16 protein-coding genes are annotated in these 16662 nt (G+C 65.7%); 7 read left to right on the top strand and 9 right to left on the bottom strand.

Annotated features, from left to right (window positions below):
* Positions 1–96: 96 nt before the first annotated feature.
* Together G6N51_RS04725 and G6N51_RS04720 are read right to left on the bottom strand one after the other, a co-directional pair.
* A complete protein-coding gene (locus G6N51_RS04725) occupies positions 97–717 on the bottom strand; it encodes a TetR family transcriptional regulator (RefSeq protein WP_083170854.1) in 621 nt (206 codons plus the stop codon).
* Positions 718–798: 81 nt separating this feature from the next.
* A complete protein-coding gene (locus G6N51_RS04720) occupies positions 799–1728 on the bottom strand; it encodes an alpha/beta hydrolase (RefSeq protein WP_083170851.1) in 930 nt (309 codons plus the stop codon).
* 137 nt (positions 1729–1865) lie between these two features.
* Here G6N51_RS04720 and G6N51_RS04715 point away from each other — a divergent pair, with 137 nt between their 5' ends.
* Positions 1866–3233: an aldehyde dehydrogenase family protein gene (locus tag G6N51_RS04715; RefSeq protein WP_372510250.1), complete on the top strand. Its 1368-nt coding sequence runs from the start codon at positions 1866–1868 to the stop codon at positions 3231–3233.
* Positions 3234–3311: 78 nt separating this feature from the next.
* Here the strand turns inward: G6N51_RS04715 and G6N51_RS04710 are convergent, their stop codons facing one another.
* Positions 3312–3971, bottom strand: coding sequence for a maleylpyruvate isomerase family mycothiol-dependent enzyme (locus G6N51_RS04710; protein WP_083170848.1), 660 nt, complete (start codon positions 3969–3971; stop codon positions 3312–3314).
* A 1137-nt stretch (positions 3972–5108) separates the two neighbouring features.
* On the opposite strand from G6N51_RS04710, the gene G6N51_RS04705 reads away from it, so the two are divergent.
* Positions 5109–6257, top strand: a complete 1149-nt coding sequence (locus tag G6N51_RS04705; protein WP_142274900.1) for a cytochrome P450 — start codon at positions 5109–5111, stop codon at positions 6255–6257.
* 234 nt (positions 6258–6491) lie between these two features.
* On the opposite strand, the gene G6N51_RS04700 is transcribed toward G6N51_RS04705, so the two are convergent.
* A complete protein-coding gene (locus G6N51_RS04700; protein WP_083170842.1) occupies positions 6492–7226 on the bottom strand; it encodes an MBL fold metallo-hydrolase in 735 nt (244 codons plus the stop codon).
* Between the two features lie 97 nt (positions 7227–7323).
* Between G6N51_RS04700 and G6N51_RS04695 the strand changes: the two genes are divergently transcribed.
* On the top strand, positions 7324–7719 hold the full coding sequence (locus G6N51_RS04695) for a winged helix-turn-helix transcriptional regulator (protein ID WP_083170839.1): 396 nt from the start codon (positions 7324–7326) through the stop codon (positions 7717–7719).
* A gap of 268 nt (positions 7720–7987) precedes the next feature.
* Here the strand turns inward: G6N51_RS04695 and G6N51_RS29400 are convergent, their stop codons facing one another.
* Positions 7988–8110: a hypothetical protein gene (locus G6N51_RS29400; protein WP_264054588.1), complete on the bottom strand. Its 123-nt coding sequence runs from the start codon at positions 8108–8110 to the stop codon at positions 7988–7990.
* 66 nt (positions 8111–8176) lie between these two features.
* Here G6N51_RS29400 and G6N51_RS04685 point away from each other — a divergent pair, with 66 nt between their 5' ends.
* Positions 8177–9139, top strand: a complete 963-nt coding sequence (locus G6N51_RS04685; RefSeq protein WP_083170836.1) for an alpha/beta fold hydrolase — start codon at positions 8177–8179, stop codon at positions 9137–9139.
* Positions 9140–9414: 275 nt separating this feature from the next.
* On the opposite strand, the gene G6N51_RS04680 is transcribed toward G6N51_RS04685, so the two are convergent.
* The gene (locus G6N51_RS04680; RefSeq protein ID WP_163750646.1) at positions 9415–9870 is read right to left on the bottom strand and encodes a lipoprotein LpqH; all 456 of its coding nucleotides are present in this window, start codon (positions 9868–9870) and stop codon (positions 9415–9417) included.
* A gap of 154 nt (positions 9871–10024) precedes the next feature.
* Entirely contained in the window at positions 10025–10270 is a 246-nt protein-coding gene (locus G6N51_RS04675) for a hypothetical protein (protein ID WP_083170831.1), read from the bottom strand.
* Positions 10271–10687: 417 nt separating this feature from the next.
* Here G6N51_RS04675 and G6N51_RS04670 point away from each other — a divergent pair, with 417 nt between their 5' ends.
* The 3 genes from G6N51_RS04670 to G6N51_RS04660 all read left to right on the top strand — a co-directional run bounded on the left by G6N51_RS04670 (position 10688) and on the right by G6N51_RS04660 (position 12724).
* Positions 10688–11017 carry a hypothetical protein gene (locus G6N51_RS04670; protein ID WP_232078206.1) on the top strand — a complete coding sequence of 110 codons (330 nt, stop codon included), beginning with the start codon at positions 10688–10690 and terminating at the stop codon, positions 11015–11017.
* A gap of 206 nt (positions 11018–11223) precedes the next feature.
* Positions 11224–11655 (top strand): hypothetical protein, encoded by a 432-nt coding sequence (locus G6N51_RS04665; RefSeq protein WP_232078204.1) that lies wholly within the window; start codon positions 11224–11226, stop codon positions 11653–11655.
* A 250-nt stretch (positions 11656–11905) separates the two neighbouring features.
* The gene (locus tag G6N51_RS04660; protein WP_083170822.1) at positions 11906–12724 is read left to right on the top strand and encodes an alpha/beta fold hydrolase; all 819 of its coding nucleotides are present in this window, start codon (positions 11906–11908) and stop codon (positions 12722–12724) included.
* Between the two features lie 109 nt (positions 12725–12833).
* Here the strand turns inward: G6N51_RS04660 and G6N51_RS04655 are convergent, their stop codons facing one another.
* The gene (locus G6N51_RS04655; RefSeq protein WP_083170819.1) at positions 12834–15098 is read right to left on the bottom strand and encodes a putative bifunctional diguanylate cyclase/phosphodiesterase; all 2265 of its coding nucleotides are present in this window, start codon (positions 15096–15098) and stop codon (positions 12834–12836) included.
* 248 nt (positions 15099–15346) lie between these two features.
* Positions 15347–16432 (bottom strand): methyltransferase, encoded by a 1086-nt coding sequence (locus tag G6N51_RS04650; RefSeq protein ID WP_083170816.1) that lies wholly within the window; start codon positions 16430–16432, stop codon positions 15347–15349.
* Positions 16433–16662 lie beyond the last annotated feature (230 nt).

The following is a 16662-nucleotide window of genomic DNA, read 5'->3' as shown; positions in this document are numbered from 1 at the left end:
GTTCGACGGTCAGGAGCAACGAGTGCCGCAAGGAGAGCATAGTACATACTGTGCATATGTTGCACACCATGCAACAATTGCTCGCGGTGTTTCAAATCACTCGGTGAAGATGCTGTTGACCAGCGCGGCGGCGCGTTCCACGTGCGGCATCGGCGTGTCGTCGTCATCGCCCGCCTCGCCCCTCGACCACCGTTCGATGCCCGACCGCACCGCCGTCAGCGCCAGGGCGGCGATCAACGCGACGATCTCATCGTCCGGCCGCATGCCCTGGCGGCGCGCGACCACGTCGGTCAGGTGAGTCTGAAACCGCTCCAGGTCTGCGAGGAACGCCGCCAGCACGGCGGGGGAGGTCTTGGCGAGTTCCAACATGTGGGCCGCGTGTTCGCGGCGGGGCGGCACGTCGCGAAGGTGGTGTGCCGCCAGCGTGATCAGCTCCGCCAGCACCACCGAATAAGGAGCCGGACCAGCGGCGACGAACTCCGCGACCAGCTCGGGAGGTATGTCCGACGGGCCGTAAGCGATCGCCGACTCTTTGTTGGGGAAGTAGTTGAAGAAGGTGCGCGTCGATATCCCCGCCTCGGCGCAGATCTCGTCGATGGTGACCTTGTCGAATCCGCGGTCCAGCGTGAGGCGCACCGCGGCGTCGCGGATGTCAGCGCTCGTTTGGCGGCGACGGCGCTCACGCAGACCCATCTGATTGACGACCACGGCCTCCATCGTTGCACATTCTGCACACTTTGCAGTCAAAAGGCGCGGCTGCGGTCACCCGATCGCCTCTCGAACTGCCGGGGCTCGCGGCTATGCCGCGGATGCGGCGAGGGCGTCCCGCAAGTGCTCGCACTGGCTGTCGAAGAATTTGACCGACAACGGCGCCTTCTCGGCGATCTGGTCGAAGGCGTGAAAGGCGCCCGGGGCAATCTCCTCGTGCACCGGAACGCCCGCCTCGCGCAAGCGTCGCGCGTACTGCACGCATTCCTCATAAAAGAGGTCCAACGTGCCGACGCCGATCCACGCGGGTGGCAGGCCGGACAGATCGCGCCGGCGTGCCGGAGCGGCCTCTTCCGGGTCGGCGCCGTTGAGGTACCAGCGCCACGCCAGTTGGTTGTCGGTCTCGGTCCACATGATGCGCTTCTGGCCGCTGTGTTGGGCGCCGGTCCGATCGTCCAGCATCGGGTACACCAGCATCTGGAAGGCCAGCTTGACGTCGCCGCGGTCGTGCGCCCGCTGCGCCAGCGCGGCCGCGAAATGCCCGCCGGCACTGGCGCCGCCGACGGCGACCCGCGCCGGGTCGGCCCAGGGTTGGCGCGCCAGCCACAGCAGCGCCGCATAACAGTCCTCGATCGGTATCGGATAGGGATGCTCGGGGGCGAGTCGGTGTTCGACCGCCGCGACCGTGATGCCCGTGCGGCCGGCGAGCTTGCGAAGGTACTTGTCGTCCTGGGAGGCGTGGCCCATGATCGTGCCCCCGCCGTGGACCCACAGCAGGGCCGGTGCCTGACTCGGCGGATCGACCGGACGATGCAGGCGAACGGTGACGTGCTCGTTGACCGTCGCCTCCGGCACGTCGCGCAGTCGTCCGGCGCTAGCGAACAAGTTCATGATCGCCCGCTGGACCTTCAGTCCCCGGTGCAGGGCATATCCGCGCGGCAGGAATCGGGCAATCTTCCGCAGATCCGGATCCAGCGCCTGCCGTGACGTAAAGGCATTGTCCGGGAACCTGTTTGCCATCGATCCCTCAATCCCTCAAGCCGGCAGACACGCTGACCATACAGGGCCAGGATTGCCCCGAGGCATCTTCAGCCCACTGACCAGCGACGCGTCCGGGGCGGCTGATTGGTCGGCCCGGTGACAGGGTATCCGCAGGCGTGGCTTCGACCCTTACCAAGATCATCAGCGTCCTGGACCCGCGTACCGGCGACACCGTCACGCAGGTGCCCATCACCGAGCCGGCCGACTGCGACGAAGCGGTCAGGCGCGCGGCGGCAGCGGCCGGCGCCTGGGCGCGCACCCCGCCCGTCGAACGGGGCGCCGCGATCGCGGCGGCAGCGGGCGATGTTCGGGACGCCGCCGACGAACTCGCCGAACTCAACGAGCGGGAAACCGGCAAGTTGCGTGACGAGGCGCGCGCCGGCGTGGACGCCGGAGTGGCCACGCTGTTGCAGTACGCCGAACTCGGGCCGCTGCACTGCGGGCGCGCCCTGCAGGGGGGATGGTCCGCCACCGATCTGATGGTTCCGCAGCCGCGCGGGGTGGTCGCGGTGATCACGTCGTGGAACGATCCCGTCGCGGTGGCGGCCGGGCTGCTCGGTGCCGCGCTCGTGACCGGAAACTCCGTCGTGCACAAGCCCAGCGAGCGGTCGCCACAAACCGGCAGGCGCTTCGCCGAGCTGCTGGCCGCCCGGCTGCCCGACGGTGTCCTCGAGATCGTCGATGGAGACGGGACGGTCGGGGAGTACCTGGCCGCCGCGGAGTTGGTCGATGTCGTCGCACACGTAGGCACCAGCGTCACCGGCCGACAGATCGCCCGGGCTTGCGCCGAGCGCGGCGCCAAGGCGCTGCTCGAGAATGGCGGGAATGACGCGTTGATCGTCGACGCCGACGTGGACGCGGCGTGGGCGGCCGGCCAGACCGCGCTGGGTGCGTTCGCGAACGCCGGACAGATCTGCGTCTCGGTGGAGCGGGTGTATGTCGTGCAATCGATCGCGGACGCGTTCCTCAACGCGTTGGTCGACGAGGCGATCTCATGGGCCGACCGCATCGGACCGCTGGTCGACGAGCGGCACCGTGAGCACGTGCACGCACATGTCGAAGATGCCGCGCGGGCCGGGGCCCACATTTTGGTCGGCGGCGAGCCCAAACCCGGACCGGGCTCGTTTTACCCGCCCACGGTGTTGACCGACTGCACACCCGACATGCAGATCATGCGCGAGGAGACGTTCGGCCCGATCGCGCCGGTGCGGGTCGTGCCGGACTTCGCCGCCGCGTTGACCGAAGCCGCCGATGACCGCTACGGCCTGGCCGCCACCGTACTGACCGGCAGCATGGCGCATGCACAGGAGGCGTGGCGCAGCCTTCCGGTGGGTACCGTGAAGGTCAACGCCGTCTTCGGCGGGGCGCCCGGCGGAGCGGCCGAACCGCGGCGTGCCAGCGGCACGGGCTTCGGCTTCGGCCCCGAGCTTCTCGACGAGATGACGGCCACCAAGGTGGTGCACTGGTCGCCGCCCGGCGACTGACCGGCCGGACTACGTAGCGACATGACTGTCCGTTCTCATTGAATCCGGGGCACGGTGTGGCCTCTGACCAGCCCCGGACTACCGCGGACGAGACCGCGCCCGATCATGAGTCCGGCGTTGTCGGCGCACGAGGCGCCGGGCCAGCACCCGCTGCCCGGGACCGGCCAACTCCACGATGGCACTGTGCCGACCGGAGACCGCCATCAGCACGGCTTCCGCCGGTCCGGTCAGCTCTGGCCCCCTGCCGTGACTCCAGTCCAGGTCGGTCGTTGTCAGGCGTACGCCGCGGGCGAGGTGCCACCCAGGCAGCTCAGGGGTGCGCAGGCTGTCACGCAGCACACAACGCAGCCGTTCGGCCGGGATCTGGCGCGGCAAACCGAGCGGGCGGCGGATGTCTTGATGATGGATGGTGACGTCGAGCAGCGCGAGCCGGCCTCCGAATGTCGTGGCCAGCCCCTGCGGCCGCAGCCGAGCCTGCAGCCGGTCGAGGAGCTGTTCGGTGCTGAGCGATGCGAGTTCGTCGACCCACACTTGATTGGCGTCAATGCTCCGACCGCGGATGACGCGGCCAATCATGCCGAGCAGACTGACGCCGTCGAAGCTCATCACATGAGCGACCACGTCGCGCACCCGCCAGCGCTCACACAATGACTGCGCCTCCCACTGCTCGGGCGTCAGAGTCGCCAGCAGATCGGCCAGGTCTGTCCGCTCGGCGGTGGCCATCTCGAGACCGTCCATGGGGTCAACTCTTCCTGACGCTTGTGCTGACTGGTTCACCTATCATGTGACGTCGGGACTGGACACGCCAACGTGCCGCCGCTCGGAGTGGTGAACCGTACTACCAATACCGCTGGGGCAGTGCATAATTCGTCACAGTGACGTAATGCGGGCATGCGCGCGGACGTTGGCTGCATCCGTTGTGCGGCGGCTGGCCGACCCAATCCTGGCGTTTGGGTTTACGTCGGCGCTTGACCGTCATGCCGCTACGCGAGAGCGGGGGCCTAGCGGCCCACGCGGTACACGAGCGCGTCATGGCGTTCGGGGCGTGAACGGCCGGCGCTTGATCACCGCGTGCGGGTCCGGTGCGGCGATCGGCGGTTGGGCGGCCGCGCAGTGCGATGGTGAGGCGGTTGAGCCCGCACCGCCAATACCGCTGGGGCGGTGTTCAATTCGTCACCGTGACGTATCGAGGCTGCCCGCGTGGAAGAGGGGCCGGGCGCATCCGTGGCCGGGCTAGCCGCCCAATCGGGCCGCTTGTTGTCTTCGGCCGCCATAGCTGGTCATCGAGCGCTCCGAGTCGTGGTTTGCACGACATGGGAAATGCGTGCGAGTGTCGCCGGAATGGCGTGCGAGTGTCCCTTCGTCTGGGGTGCCTGGTAACCGTTGTGCCGATAAGCGACATTATGTCAAGTTGGGCACTGCATGGTGCATCTGATGAATCATCGCCAGTCTCCTTATCGACCACCACCCTCTCCCCTGAAAGCGGGATCGAACTGGACTGCCCTTTTCGAAACCAGCTTCGGCAACTGCGCTCGGCGATCAACCAGACGTTGGCGCGGATCAAGACCGATGTTCCCGAGGCGTCGGGTACGGTGGGTGGCGTAAATCAGGGCCGCCGTGCGGCGATTATCCGCTGGCGCGGGAGGGGCGCCTGATGCCGCGCCGGCTGTCGACTACGAGCGGTGTGCGGCAACGGTTGATCGACACCATGCAGGCGTCATGGGACCGGTGGCGCATTGAAGGCCGGATGTGTGAGCTGGATCTCCGGGAGTGAGTTTGGGCGCGCCGGGTTGCCTCACGGAGGGAGCGGCGTGCGCGTGAGCGGCTGTACCTGTTGGACGAGTTCGACCAGATCCGCGAGTACTTCGGCGATGTGTGAGTGTGCCGGCGCAGGTGCGGCCTGGGATAGATCACCTCTCACCGATCGGCGACAAGTTGCTGCCTGATTTCTTCACAGAGGATCGCAGCGAGCTTTGGGACGCGCTGCGCAAGCGCGGGCCGGTCGTGTTGATCGAGGACGGCGTGTTTATGAATGGCTATTGCCTGACACGGGCCGATGACGTGCTCGCAGCGCTGCGTAACCCGGAAGTATTTTCGCTTAACGCTTTGGATCGGCCGGACCATGCGCGTTGGCGCGCAATCTTGCAGCCGTTATTGAGTTCCCGCGCGGTGAAAGAGATGCAACCCGCGTTGCAAGATCAGGCCGCGGCGGTGGTCGAAGCGGTGGCCGCGCAGGGTAGTTGTGAGGTGATCGCCGACGTTGCGGAGCCATTCGCGGCTCAGGTTCTTCTCACAGTGTTGGGGTTGCCGCCGCAAGACGGGGATAGGTTGCTGCGCTGGGAGAAAGCGCTTTGGGCGATCCAGCGGGCGCCTCTGACGGTCGAAGGTGTCCGTTTCGAGGATGTGGTGCAAAAAGTTGAGATGCTCGCCTATTTGGCGGAGGCTTTCGCGCAGCGCCGCGCCAGCCCTGATATTGCGGGTGTGATGTCCGGGTTGGTTGCCGGTGACGATGGGTTCGACGACGCTGACGCGTGCGCGGTAGTTGAGATGCTGATCGCTGCGGGCATTACGCCGTTTAGGAGCGCGGTGGGTTTCGTGTTTCTTGACCTTGCCCGCGACCCGCGGCTATGCGCTTCGCTGCGCGAAAACCCAGCAGGGATTGAAGGATTCGTCGAAGACGTGCTGCGCCGCGAGCCGCCGGCCCCGATGATTATCCGCAGGGCCGCTCAGAACGTCACCGTGGCGGGTGTCGAGATACCGGCAGGGGCCCGGGTCGGGCTGTGCGTAGGGGCGGCCATCCAAGAAGACATCGCGGACGGCCACGGGTCGCGGGCGGACTACTGGGCGTTCGGCGGGGGCCCGCACCGCTGCGTGGCCGTCAGTCTGGCGAAAACAGCGTTGACTGTGTTGGTCGGCGAATGGTTACGCACGATCCCCGCGTTCGGGTTAGATGCTGAGTCCGTGCCGCCGGTTATCCTCGAAGATGCGGTCCGGCTGTCGAGTTTGCCGCTGCGCTGGCATTAAGTCAGACCGCGGGCGGGTAATTGCCGTAGATGCCACGCTGGTCGCCAGTTTCAGCTCAGCGCCGCGCGACACACAGTCCAGGTACGGCCGCCGCGCCCGTGGCCGTAGCGACCGTGATGAAGCCTTCCGTTTCGCCGCGCCGCTCCCCTGCCGGAGGCGCGTTTCGAGGACAGTGGATGGGAATGACCCTCCATGTCGACCCGGCGCGATCGAACTCCGTGCGCAAGTGCCACGTTAAGCCGTGGTCGTTCGGCGATGACGGCGGGCCCGGTGGCTCAGTTGACGATCCAGCCAGCGTTGCACATCGGCGGCGGGCATTGGGCCGCCGTGTCCGATGTGCAAGGTGTGCGGACCCATACGCAACGCCGCCTGCAGGCTGTCGAGGGCCTGATCCGGGTCATCGTGGAATGGCGGATTGGACGGGCGGTACTGCAGCAGACCGAGGAAGCCGCCGGTAAGCATGTCACCGGCGATCAAGTCGCCCTCATCGAGCAGGATCGACACCGAGCCTGCGGTATGGCCGGGAGTGTGAATGATGCGGGCGTCGAGTCCGTGGTCGTCTAGACGGTAATCGCCAGTCAGTACGAAATCGGGGTGCAACGGTCGAGTCACTTCGTTAGGCGGCGGCGTCCGGGTAAAGACGTGTCCGAACAGTCCGATCGGTTGGCGCTGAGAACGGTCGGAGTGCCCGGCGCGGTATGCCGCCAGATCGCCCTCGTGAGCCGCCACGGGAGCGCCGGTTCGCGCCTGAAGTTCAGCAGCAGCACCGAAATGGTCGACGTGCCCGTGAGTGATGACGATCATTTCGAGATCAGTTGGGTCGACACCGGCAGCGATGACGCCGTTCCAAATGCGGTCGGCACTGTTAGGCATTCCGCAATCGACGAGAATTGGGCGCCGGCCGATCACAAGGAAGGTGTTCACGAGGTGGTCGCCGAGGACCGGAATCTTGACAGTCTTGCTGTTCACGAGGTTCTTTCCGCCTTTGTCCTGATTACTTCCAAAGTGGAAGTCATCCCGAGCGTAGCGCGGTTGCTTCCATAATGGAAGTTGCTATCGTGGAGCAATGCGGAACTCCCTTGCTGCCGACAACTGTCCCGCAGCGCGCGCGTTGGACGTCGTCGGCGAACGGTGGTCCCTGCTCATCGTGCGCGAGGCGCTCGGCGGCGCTCGCCGCTTCGACGACTTCCGAGGTCGCCTACCGATCAGCGACCACACGCTGAGCCGCCGACTGGCCGAACTCGTCGAGCGAGAGATCCTGGAACGTCGGCCATACCAAACCGAACCGGCTCGCTATGAGTATGTCCTGACCGACCGAGGGATGGCATTGGTCGATGTACTCGCAAGCTTGGCGGCTTGGGGCGACCGGTGGACGGACCCCGATCCCGCCGGGCCGACACCGCCTCCGATCCCGGCCTGGCTGCCTGCCGCCGCCAGTTTCTGCGAGACGCCTGACAGCTGATTCACCGGACGCGTACCCGCCCCTTCGGGAGTCGTTCGTTCCGCCCAGATTTGATTGAGCAGGCGGTTTCCGTGGCCCCCATGTCGGGCATGCCCAGCGTCGTTCCGGGGTGGTTTCGAGGCGTCGTCAACACACCGCAACAGGTAGGCACACGGCAGAGTCGAATATGGCGGGTTACCGCGCACGCACTGCGTATTGCTTTGGCGCCCAACAGTTCTCGCCTATCGAGCTGTCGGGGTCGCATCGGGCCTGGCGGTGTTCTCGGGCGTCACCCGAGCCTGCGAGTGCGCCACCGCGACAGATCCGCGTCGAGCACCGCAGGATCCCGTTCGGGAAAGACCTCTTCAGTGATCTCCAGGTGCAGGATGCGGTCGAGGTGAAATCTCTGCACGGGGCCACGAACACGCGCGTACGGTAACGTGTCGGCGGGCGACGCTGCCGGTTGGAGGGATCGCGGGTGAGAACAGGGGTGGCGGCGGGGGTCGCGCTCGGGGCGACCGCGGTGGTGAGCTGGGCCGCGGGACGGGAGATCACCATTCGCATCGGGCGAAACCCCGACCCCGTCCCCCGTGAACGGCTGATCGTCGAGCCCACCGGGAAGCGCGTCACGATCTCGCGCCCTGACGGTACCGTGCTGCATGCGTTGGTGGCCGGCGAGGGCCCGCCGGTGCTCCTGGTCCACGGCTACAGCGCTAACGTCGTGGAGTGGAACCTTGTGTGGGATGAACTGCAGGCCCAGGGGTTTCGCGTCATCGCGTTCGACCAGCGCGGCCACGGTCGCTCGACCCTCGGCTCCGACGGAGTCGGATCGGAGCCTATGGCGGCCGACTTGGCCGCAGTCGCAGAGTATTTCGATCTTCGCGACGCGGTCCTTGTTGGCCACTCGATGGGCGGGTTCGTTACCATCCGCGCGGTGCTCGATCACGTCGGCTTGGCGGCCCGGCTGCGCGGTCTCATCTTGTTCGCCACCTGGGCGGGCCGCATCCTGGACGAGGCGCCGCAGAACCGGTTGCAGATCCCGTTGCTGCAACTGGGCATCATGCAGCGGTTAATGCGCAACAGTACGGTCGCGACGCTGTTCGGTGCCGCGCAGTGCGGAGCGCGCCCATCGCCGGCCATGATCTCGGTGTTCGTCGAATTCTTCAACCGGCACATGCAGCACCACGGGCCACTACTGCCGATCGTACGGGCGTTCTCGCGTGAGGACCGCTACCCGCGGCTGGGCGAGATCACGACACCGACGGTGGTGATGGTCGGCACCGCCGATCGCACGACGCCGCTCAGCCATTCGCGCCGGCTCGCCGAGGGCATTCCCGGTGCGCGACTCGTCTCGGTGCCCGACGCCGGACACCTGCTGAACTGGGAGGCGCCCGACGAGCTCGTCGAGACTGTCCAATTCTTTGCCCCGCAACGCGTCTAATCTGGCTCTGGGCGATGCCCGACCGAGGTAGCCTCGGCATCCGATCCACTATGTTCGAATGGCGAATGCTGTTGTGCATCAGTACCGTTCAGTATTTACCCAATCGCCGGAACTAGTGCTGCCTCGTGCGGCCCCTTGCCGCACCGCCTTCCAGAGCGCGCGGGAATGAGCCGTCGGGACGACAAGGTTTCATCAATGAATCAACCCTGATGGTCCTACGACGGTTCGGCGACCGGGCCGCCGTGGTCGAGGAACATGCGCATGGGCGTGGATGCTCAATGCGGGCAGGTCGCTCTGAACGTGAAATCAGTGAGCTTGGTGTAGTCGTGAAGCTGTTTGATCTTCCCAGTCACCGTGTAATTGTCACCGTCGTGTGTCAGCGTTGGGGTCGGCGCTCCCCCAGTCGATGTCGGCTCCCAGAAGTAGGCGATGCCATCGGCGCTGAAGTCCAGAGTTTCGAGCTTGCCGCCCGCGGCGTCGACGATGACACTGTCGCCGGACTGCGTTTTGGCCGTGACGAGCACCGCGTCGCCCATGCTGCCGCGGCATTGGACGTCGTGCAGTGGGGAAGCTTTGCCGGCCAACGTCAATGAGTCGCTTTGCGCGGTGGGCGTGGTGGTTGAGTTGACCGAGGCAGCCGGTATCGCTGGGGGTTGATGGCCGCAGGCGGTGGACGGCGTGCTAGCGACAAGAAGTAGCAGCGCAACTGTAGCTGCACCGGCGGACGTCAATCTGGGCAATGCTGAGAGCCGTCCTCTGCAAAATTATTCGCAAGCGAACTGCGCACCGACATTCCGGAAGTATCGGCAGCATAACGGATACAGAGGTCGTCAAGGTCGCGGACTCGCAGTTGCAGCGGTGGAAGCAACCTAAGCAGTGCCGCTACTAGCCCATTGTCAAGATCGCGACCGCCGCGACGCCGATCACCGCCGCCAGGGCTACCAAAATCACCGTGATCGCCGCGCGCACGATCTCTTCTTCCGTGGGTCGCCAGCGCGGCTTCAATTCGGCGGGAACAGTGTGCCCTCGCCAGGCACTACCGTTGACGCTCGCTACCGCCAAAGCAGCATCGTCGTGCGCGTGCGACGCGTATTTCTCGATTGGCTCGTGCGCGGCGATTGCGCTCGTCATATCAGCCCTCCAGGCTTGCGGACGCCGATCGGCGTATTTGAGTTGGAAAGCGTCGGGTTTCTCGTAAACCCAATGATAGGAGTGCGCAAATCACGATTGCGGTAACGATCCTTAACGGTCACAGCACAGAGTCGTGCTCCGCGCCAACCATCCCTCCGACTGACGGCGCCCCTACCTCGCCGTGGCGGCGAAATGGGTTGGATTTCCGGCCGACCGGGCGCTCGCCCACCGCAAGGAATTCGCAAGCGGACCGGCAGCAACTGATGGTGCCTCCTATAGCCGAGCGCGGGTGCCGACCATGGCGGCACCAAGGCCGAGATTGGGATTGGTAGCGACGGCCACGTTATCTACTTCAACTCGAAAGCGGCCCACCACGGGCGCGCACCCGACGGAAAGGCAATCATGATGCGACGAATCGTGCGGTTAGCGACCGCCGCCCTGGTGGCCGGCGGTTTGGGGGTCGCGGGTGTCGGGCTCGCCGCGGGCACCGCCAACGCCGATGGCGGTCCGCACCGCTGGTGCCCAGGGGAACCTCTGCCGCCGACCGGTAACCACGTCACCAATCCGGTCATTTGGGACAACAACATCTGCCACACCTACTACTACGTTTACTTCGGGCAGGGCAACGTCGCCCAGAACATTTGGGACGGCGACAACCCGCCGGCACCGCCGCCCCCGCCGCCGCCTGGGCTCATCAATAAGGACAACTGCCAACAGATCCTGGGCATCTTCTGCCCCCACGCGTAACGGAACGGCGCCCGCCGGCTGCGTCGCGACGCAGTGACACCGACCGCCCATGACACCTGCCGTCCCCGGCGGTTGACAGAGGACGGCTGATCGCCGACGACGTGGTTCCGCGCGGCACGGTCAACGATTAGGTTGATCGCGTGGCCGCAAACAGTCTCCGTACACGCAGGACCGCCCGGCGGTTGCTGACGATATGGTGCGCGGCCGTGGCCGCCGCGGGTCTGTTCGTTGCGTGGCGCATCGATGAGCGGGCGCAACCTTGTTGGAGTGTGCGGCAATTCATCGATTTCAATCGCGACATGCAGGCCTCGTTGAAAGCCAAGACACGGTTCGCGCCGCCGGGTTCCTACGAACAAAACTCGGTACCCGCTGACGCCGACTATCAGGCATGGCTCGACGGCCTCCAGCGGCGAGCCGACCAGGTGACCGCGCCTGGCCTGTCGGGCCACGCGCAGCGGGCTGCGGCGCTGGCGCGCGAATTCATTGAAGACGCCAACCAGATGAACGACGACCTGGGCAAGCAAGACCCGCTGAAAGCGCAATTGCCGCCATCGGCGAAAGCGGTGGCCCGGGTCAACCAGGAGTTCGGCGACGAGATGGCCGCCTTGGCACGCGCCTGCCCCACCAATGCGGCATAGGCACCTCGAAGGTATATGGCGGGTGACAATAAGAACTGCGAGTTCGCGTCTGACACTGCACGACCCCGCCGCGTAGCTCTATTCGACTGCAGCCCAAGGGGTTCCGGCTCTGTGGTCCCAATGCGGTTGACGATTCGCGCCATCTTTCCCGGCGGACGGCGCACCTGGCTCCCATGTCAACCTGGCGGTCACACTGGCGTTCACAGATCGCGGGAGCGCCCGAAAGAGGCGACTGTGATAGGAAACGACTATGCCTACCATCACCACGTCGGACGGCGTCGAAATCTTCTACAAGGACTGGGGCTCTGGCCAGCCGATCGTTTTCAGTCATGGCTGGCCGCTGACGGCCGACGACTGGGACGCGCAGATGATGTACTTCCTGCTTCAGGGCTACCGGGTGATCGCTCATGACCGGCGCGGGCATGGCCGATCCGAGCAGGTCGGCACCGGCAATGACATCGAGCACTGGGTGGCCGATCTGGCCGCGCTGACCGAGCGGCTCGACCTGCGCGACGCCATCCACATTGGGCACTCCACCGGCGGCGCTGAAGTGGCCTGCTACGTGGCGCGCCACCAGGAGCGCGTCGCCAAGGCGGTACTGGTGTCCTCCCCGACCCCGAGCATGATGCAGGCCGAGAACAATCCGGGCGGGCAACCCCAGGAGTGGTTCGACGCGGTGCGCGCGGGGGTCTTGGGAAATCGGTCGGAGTTCTTCCGCGCGGTGCCAGAGGGGCCGTTCTACGGATTCAACCGCCCGGGTGCGGAGGCTTCCGAGGCGGTCATCGCGAACTGGTGGCGTCAGGGCATGTCCGGCAGCGCCCAGGCTCACTACGAGACGGTGGTGTCCTGGCTGCAGGACTACTCCGAGGAGCTGACGAAGATCACCGTCCCCGTCCTGGTGATGCACGGCGATGACGACCAGATCGTTCCGTTCGCCAGCGCGGTGCCCCGAGCGGTCGACCTACTTCCGAACGGCGTGTTGAAGACCTATGCCGGCTACCCCCACGGCATGCTGACCACGCACGCGGATGTCCTCAACCCGGACCTGCTCGCGTTCATCGCGTCGTGATCGGCAGCGCCGCACCGGGTGGACGTCAATCGGCGGCCGGGCGATGACGCCAAGTAGCCGCTACGGCTCCGCTTTCGATCCCCGATAGTCGATTGCCGACGCCCGGCGGCTAGGGCGCGACGATGTCAGTCAGGTCGGTGGCCCGACCGAACAGATGGCCTTGCGCCAAGCCGCATCCGGCCATGAAGACTGTCTCAGCCTGCTCGGCGGTTTCGATTCCTTCAGCAATAACGTTGAGGCCCAGGGCTTCACAGAGCCCGATGACTGAGCGATACAGCGTCAGGTTTCGTCCCGGCTCGACACCCATCGCCAGCCCGCGGTCGAGCTTCACAATCTGCACCGGCAACTCGTGCCAATAGGTCAGCGAATTGTATCCGGCGCCGAAGTCGTCCAAGGCTACTCTGATGCCGAGGTCTTTCAGGCGTCTGATGGCCGCCGCGGCGTCGGCGAGATCCACTATGGGAACCGTCTCGGTGATCTCCAGGACGACTCGTTGCGGCGGCAGCCCGTGCCGGGCAAGCGTGCGGCTGATGACCCGTTCGAAATCGACGCTGCCCAACCGCGCGGCGCCGATGTTGATATGAACGTCCAAGCCAAGGCCGGACGATTGGATGTCGGCGCAGGCCCGATCGAGGACCAGGGCATCGAGTTCTGCCCCCATGCCGTTGGCTTCGGCCAGGGAAACGAAGGTCTGGGGAGGAATCTGTATGCCGCTCGGTGTGGTCCAGCGCGCAAGCGCCTCGACGGCGACCGGGTTGCCCTGTGGAAGACCGACGATGGGTTGGTATTTCAGCCGAAAGCCTTGTGGAGCACCACCTTTGGCTTGCCGAAGCGCGGTCGGAAAATCCTCGGCGACAGTGAACGCCGGCCGGTAGACCACCGCGGTGTCCTTACCCAGCCGCTTTCCGGTGTACATCGAGATGTCGGCCTGCCTCAGTAGATCATCGGAGGTGCGATGCTGGCCGTCGCATCCGGGACTGACCAGGCCCATGCTGGCGCGCACCCGCACCGACGTCCCGTGTACCGAGAACGGGCTGCGAAGCGCTACCCGCAGCTGGTCGGCGACGAGTTCGGGTGCCTCCACGACGCCCGAGATGAGGATGGCGAACTCGTCTCCCCCGACACGAGCGAGCGTGTCGTCGGCACCAAGACAACTCCTGAGCCGTGCACTGATCGCGCACAGCAGCTCGTCACCGGCGGCGTGCCCGAATCGGTCGTTGACCTCTTTGAAATCGTCGATGTCGACGAAGATCAGCACGAACGGTCCGTCGCGTATCGCATCGTCCAGCCGCTGCGCCAAGAACAATCGATTGGGTAGGTGGGTCAACGGGTCGTGGTGAGCCTGATGGGCGAGGCGGCGTTTGGCGTCGATGAGCTGTTCGGTGAGCATCCGCTGCACGCGCATCGCCACCAAGTATCGGGTCGAGACAAGCACGGCCATCGCAACGTAGGTGCCGATGAAGACGGGGTCGACCCGGCGTCCGATGAGCTCGTGGAAGGTGACGAGAGCGGTGCTGCCCATGAACCCCACGTAGGGCAGGGTGAGCTGCGCCCAGTTGGTCGGCATTTCGTCGTCGTGCTCGGGGCGCGCGCGTGGAGGAAAATCCAGCAAACTCCATGCGATCAGCAGCGGAGCCATGACGAATCCGGTGCCGACCCACAAGTCGAGCTGCGCCACTTCGACGCTGCGGAGGTAGGCCAGCAGCCGGTCCGAAGACGTCAGGGTGATCACCGCGGCGGCAAGCAGCATGTAATTCGTCCGGCCCGGCCGATACGGCGGATACCACATCGCCAGCAGAAGGGCGCTCACCACCACGACGAGCTCGACCGCCGCGATACCGGTTACGACTGCGGTGTTGGTCGACCTGGGCAGCGCGGCTCCATGCATGGCCCCGAGCCGGGCGACATAGACCAGGTGGAAGAACGCCAGTGTCGCCAACAATCCATCAAGGCCGGCGGTAATTACGCGCTGCCGTCCCCACACCCAAGTTCGCGCCGGCGCCCGGTGGCCGGACCGTACCAGCAGAACTATCGCCACACCGAACAGCAGTCCGGCAACGAAATAGCCGACGACCGCTGACGGCGGTGCGGTCGCGCCGCTATCGGCCGCCCGGAGTCGCTGAGAGAGGGCCTCAGCGGCCAGAAAGGTGGCGATGGCCGTCAGGAGGGTCACCCGCCACCACCGCGCGAGGCCGGCCACCCGCCGAAGGACAAGCAGCCCGGCCAGTAGCGCCACAACGCACAACGTCGCCTCGAGGACGAACTGCACCCGCTGTGCCGTCGCCACTCCCCACAAACCGAGCGCGTTGAATCCTGCCGCAGCAACGACGACGGCAGACAGCCCGTAACCCGTGCGGCGGCTCAGAAACCGCAACGCGCCCCCTCCAGCCCGCGGTATGACGTGTAAATCTTGGCAGAACCGGGCGGCACCGGGACCGTTATCGCTGATGCCAGAGAAACGTCAGCGCCTTTTCAGCAAAGTGGACGCAGAATCGCCTAAAACGCCAGTCAGCATGAGCCGGTGGACCCGGCATCGGCGTCGGGTCTGCGCCGGGCCGAAAGTTAAGAGTTCGAGCCCGGACGGTGAGCGAGCATGTGCCGGTCGGCCGTCGCGGGCCTTGGCTACACCGCGGTCGCCTCGACGATGCTGAGCGGCGACACGGTGTCGATGACGCGGTTCAACCGGAAGCCGGCGTCGTCGAGCAGCCGGCCGTACTCGTCCGCGGTGCGTTCGCGCGCGCCGGCGACGACCAGCATTTCGAGGTCCACCCACTTGCCGTGGAAGTCGCGATCGTGGCCGGGAATGACGAACTCGCAGAGCAACAGTCGCGCGCCGGCGCGGGCCGCGACGCGAATGTTCTTCAGGATGCGCACCGCGTCATCCTCGGGCCAGTCGTGAATGACGTTCTTGAGCACATATGCGTCGCCGCCCTCCGGAGCGGAATCGAAGAACGACCCCTCTTCGATCCGGACGCGGTCGGCCACACCGTACTTGCGAAACAGCTCTGGGCCGTCCGCGACGACCTCCGGAAGATCGAACAGCACGCCGCGGGAATTCGGGGCCGCCTCCAGAATCGCCGCCAGCAGCCGACCGTGTCCGCCCCCGACATCGACGATCGTGCCGAATGCACTGAAGTCGTAGGCCGCGGTCAAAGGCGCGATCGCAAACTCGGACACATTGGTCATGGCGGAGTTGAAAATCCCACCCAGTTCCGCTTCGTCGGCCAGGTATTCGAATACCGGTTTGCCGCGGAGTGCTGGGACCACCGGATTCCCGTTCCGGATCGCGTCGGTGAGGTGGCTCCAGTGCTCGCGATGCTGAGGCGACCCGACCCACCGCGCCATCCCGGCCATTGACACGGGTGCGTCGGTGCGCAGGGTTGCCGCGAGCGGGGTCAGCGCGTAGCGCCCGTCGCCGTGTTGGCGGAAAATTCCGATGCCGATCAACGCGCGCATGAGTCGCCTCAGTGCGTCGGCGTCCGCGCCGACCCTCTCTGCCAGTTGCTCGCCGGACAGAGGGCCACCTGCCAGGGCGTCCGCCACGCCAAGGTCCGCCGCGGTCGTGATCGCCTGAGCCACCCACGCGTTCAGAATCAATTCCATCATCACCGCCGCAGGCGGAGCGGAGCGCTGGCGCAGCCGCGACAGGTGGTGGCGGGCCCGTTCGACGGCTCGCGCGACCTGGGGCGGTGGAACCTTTGATGCCAAGTGATTACCTTCTCCCGCTGCGGGACCGATCGATCGGTCCGGATAGGAACTATGCCGGGAATCCGGCTATATTTCAATAGCAGTTGAAATACATGCCGGTCGCGTCTAGAGTCTCGACAGGAGTCGGATGAACGGAGTCGCCATGTCTCGTCTAGCCACGAACGCCGTCGTTGCGGCGATGCTCGTATTTACCGCCGCGGCAGCGACCGGATGCGTTCCCACGGCAAGTG

Origin of the sequence: Mycobacterium paraseoulense (assembly GCF_010731655.1) — a bacterium.
Lineage (GTDB): Bacteria > Actinomycetota > Actinomycetes > Mycobacteriales > Mycobacteriaceae > Mycobacterium > Mycobacterium paraseoulense.
This window is presented reverse-complemented; position numbering and strand designations above follow the sequence as displayed.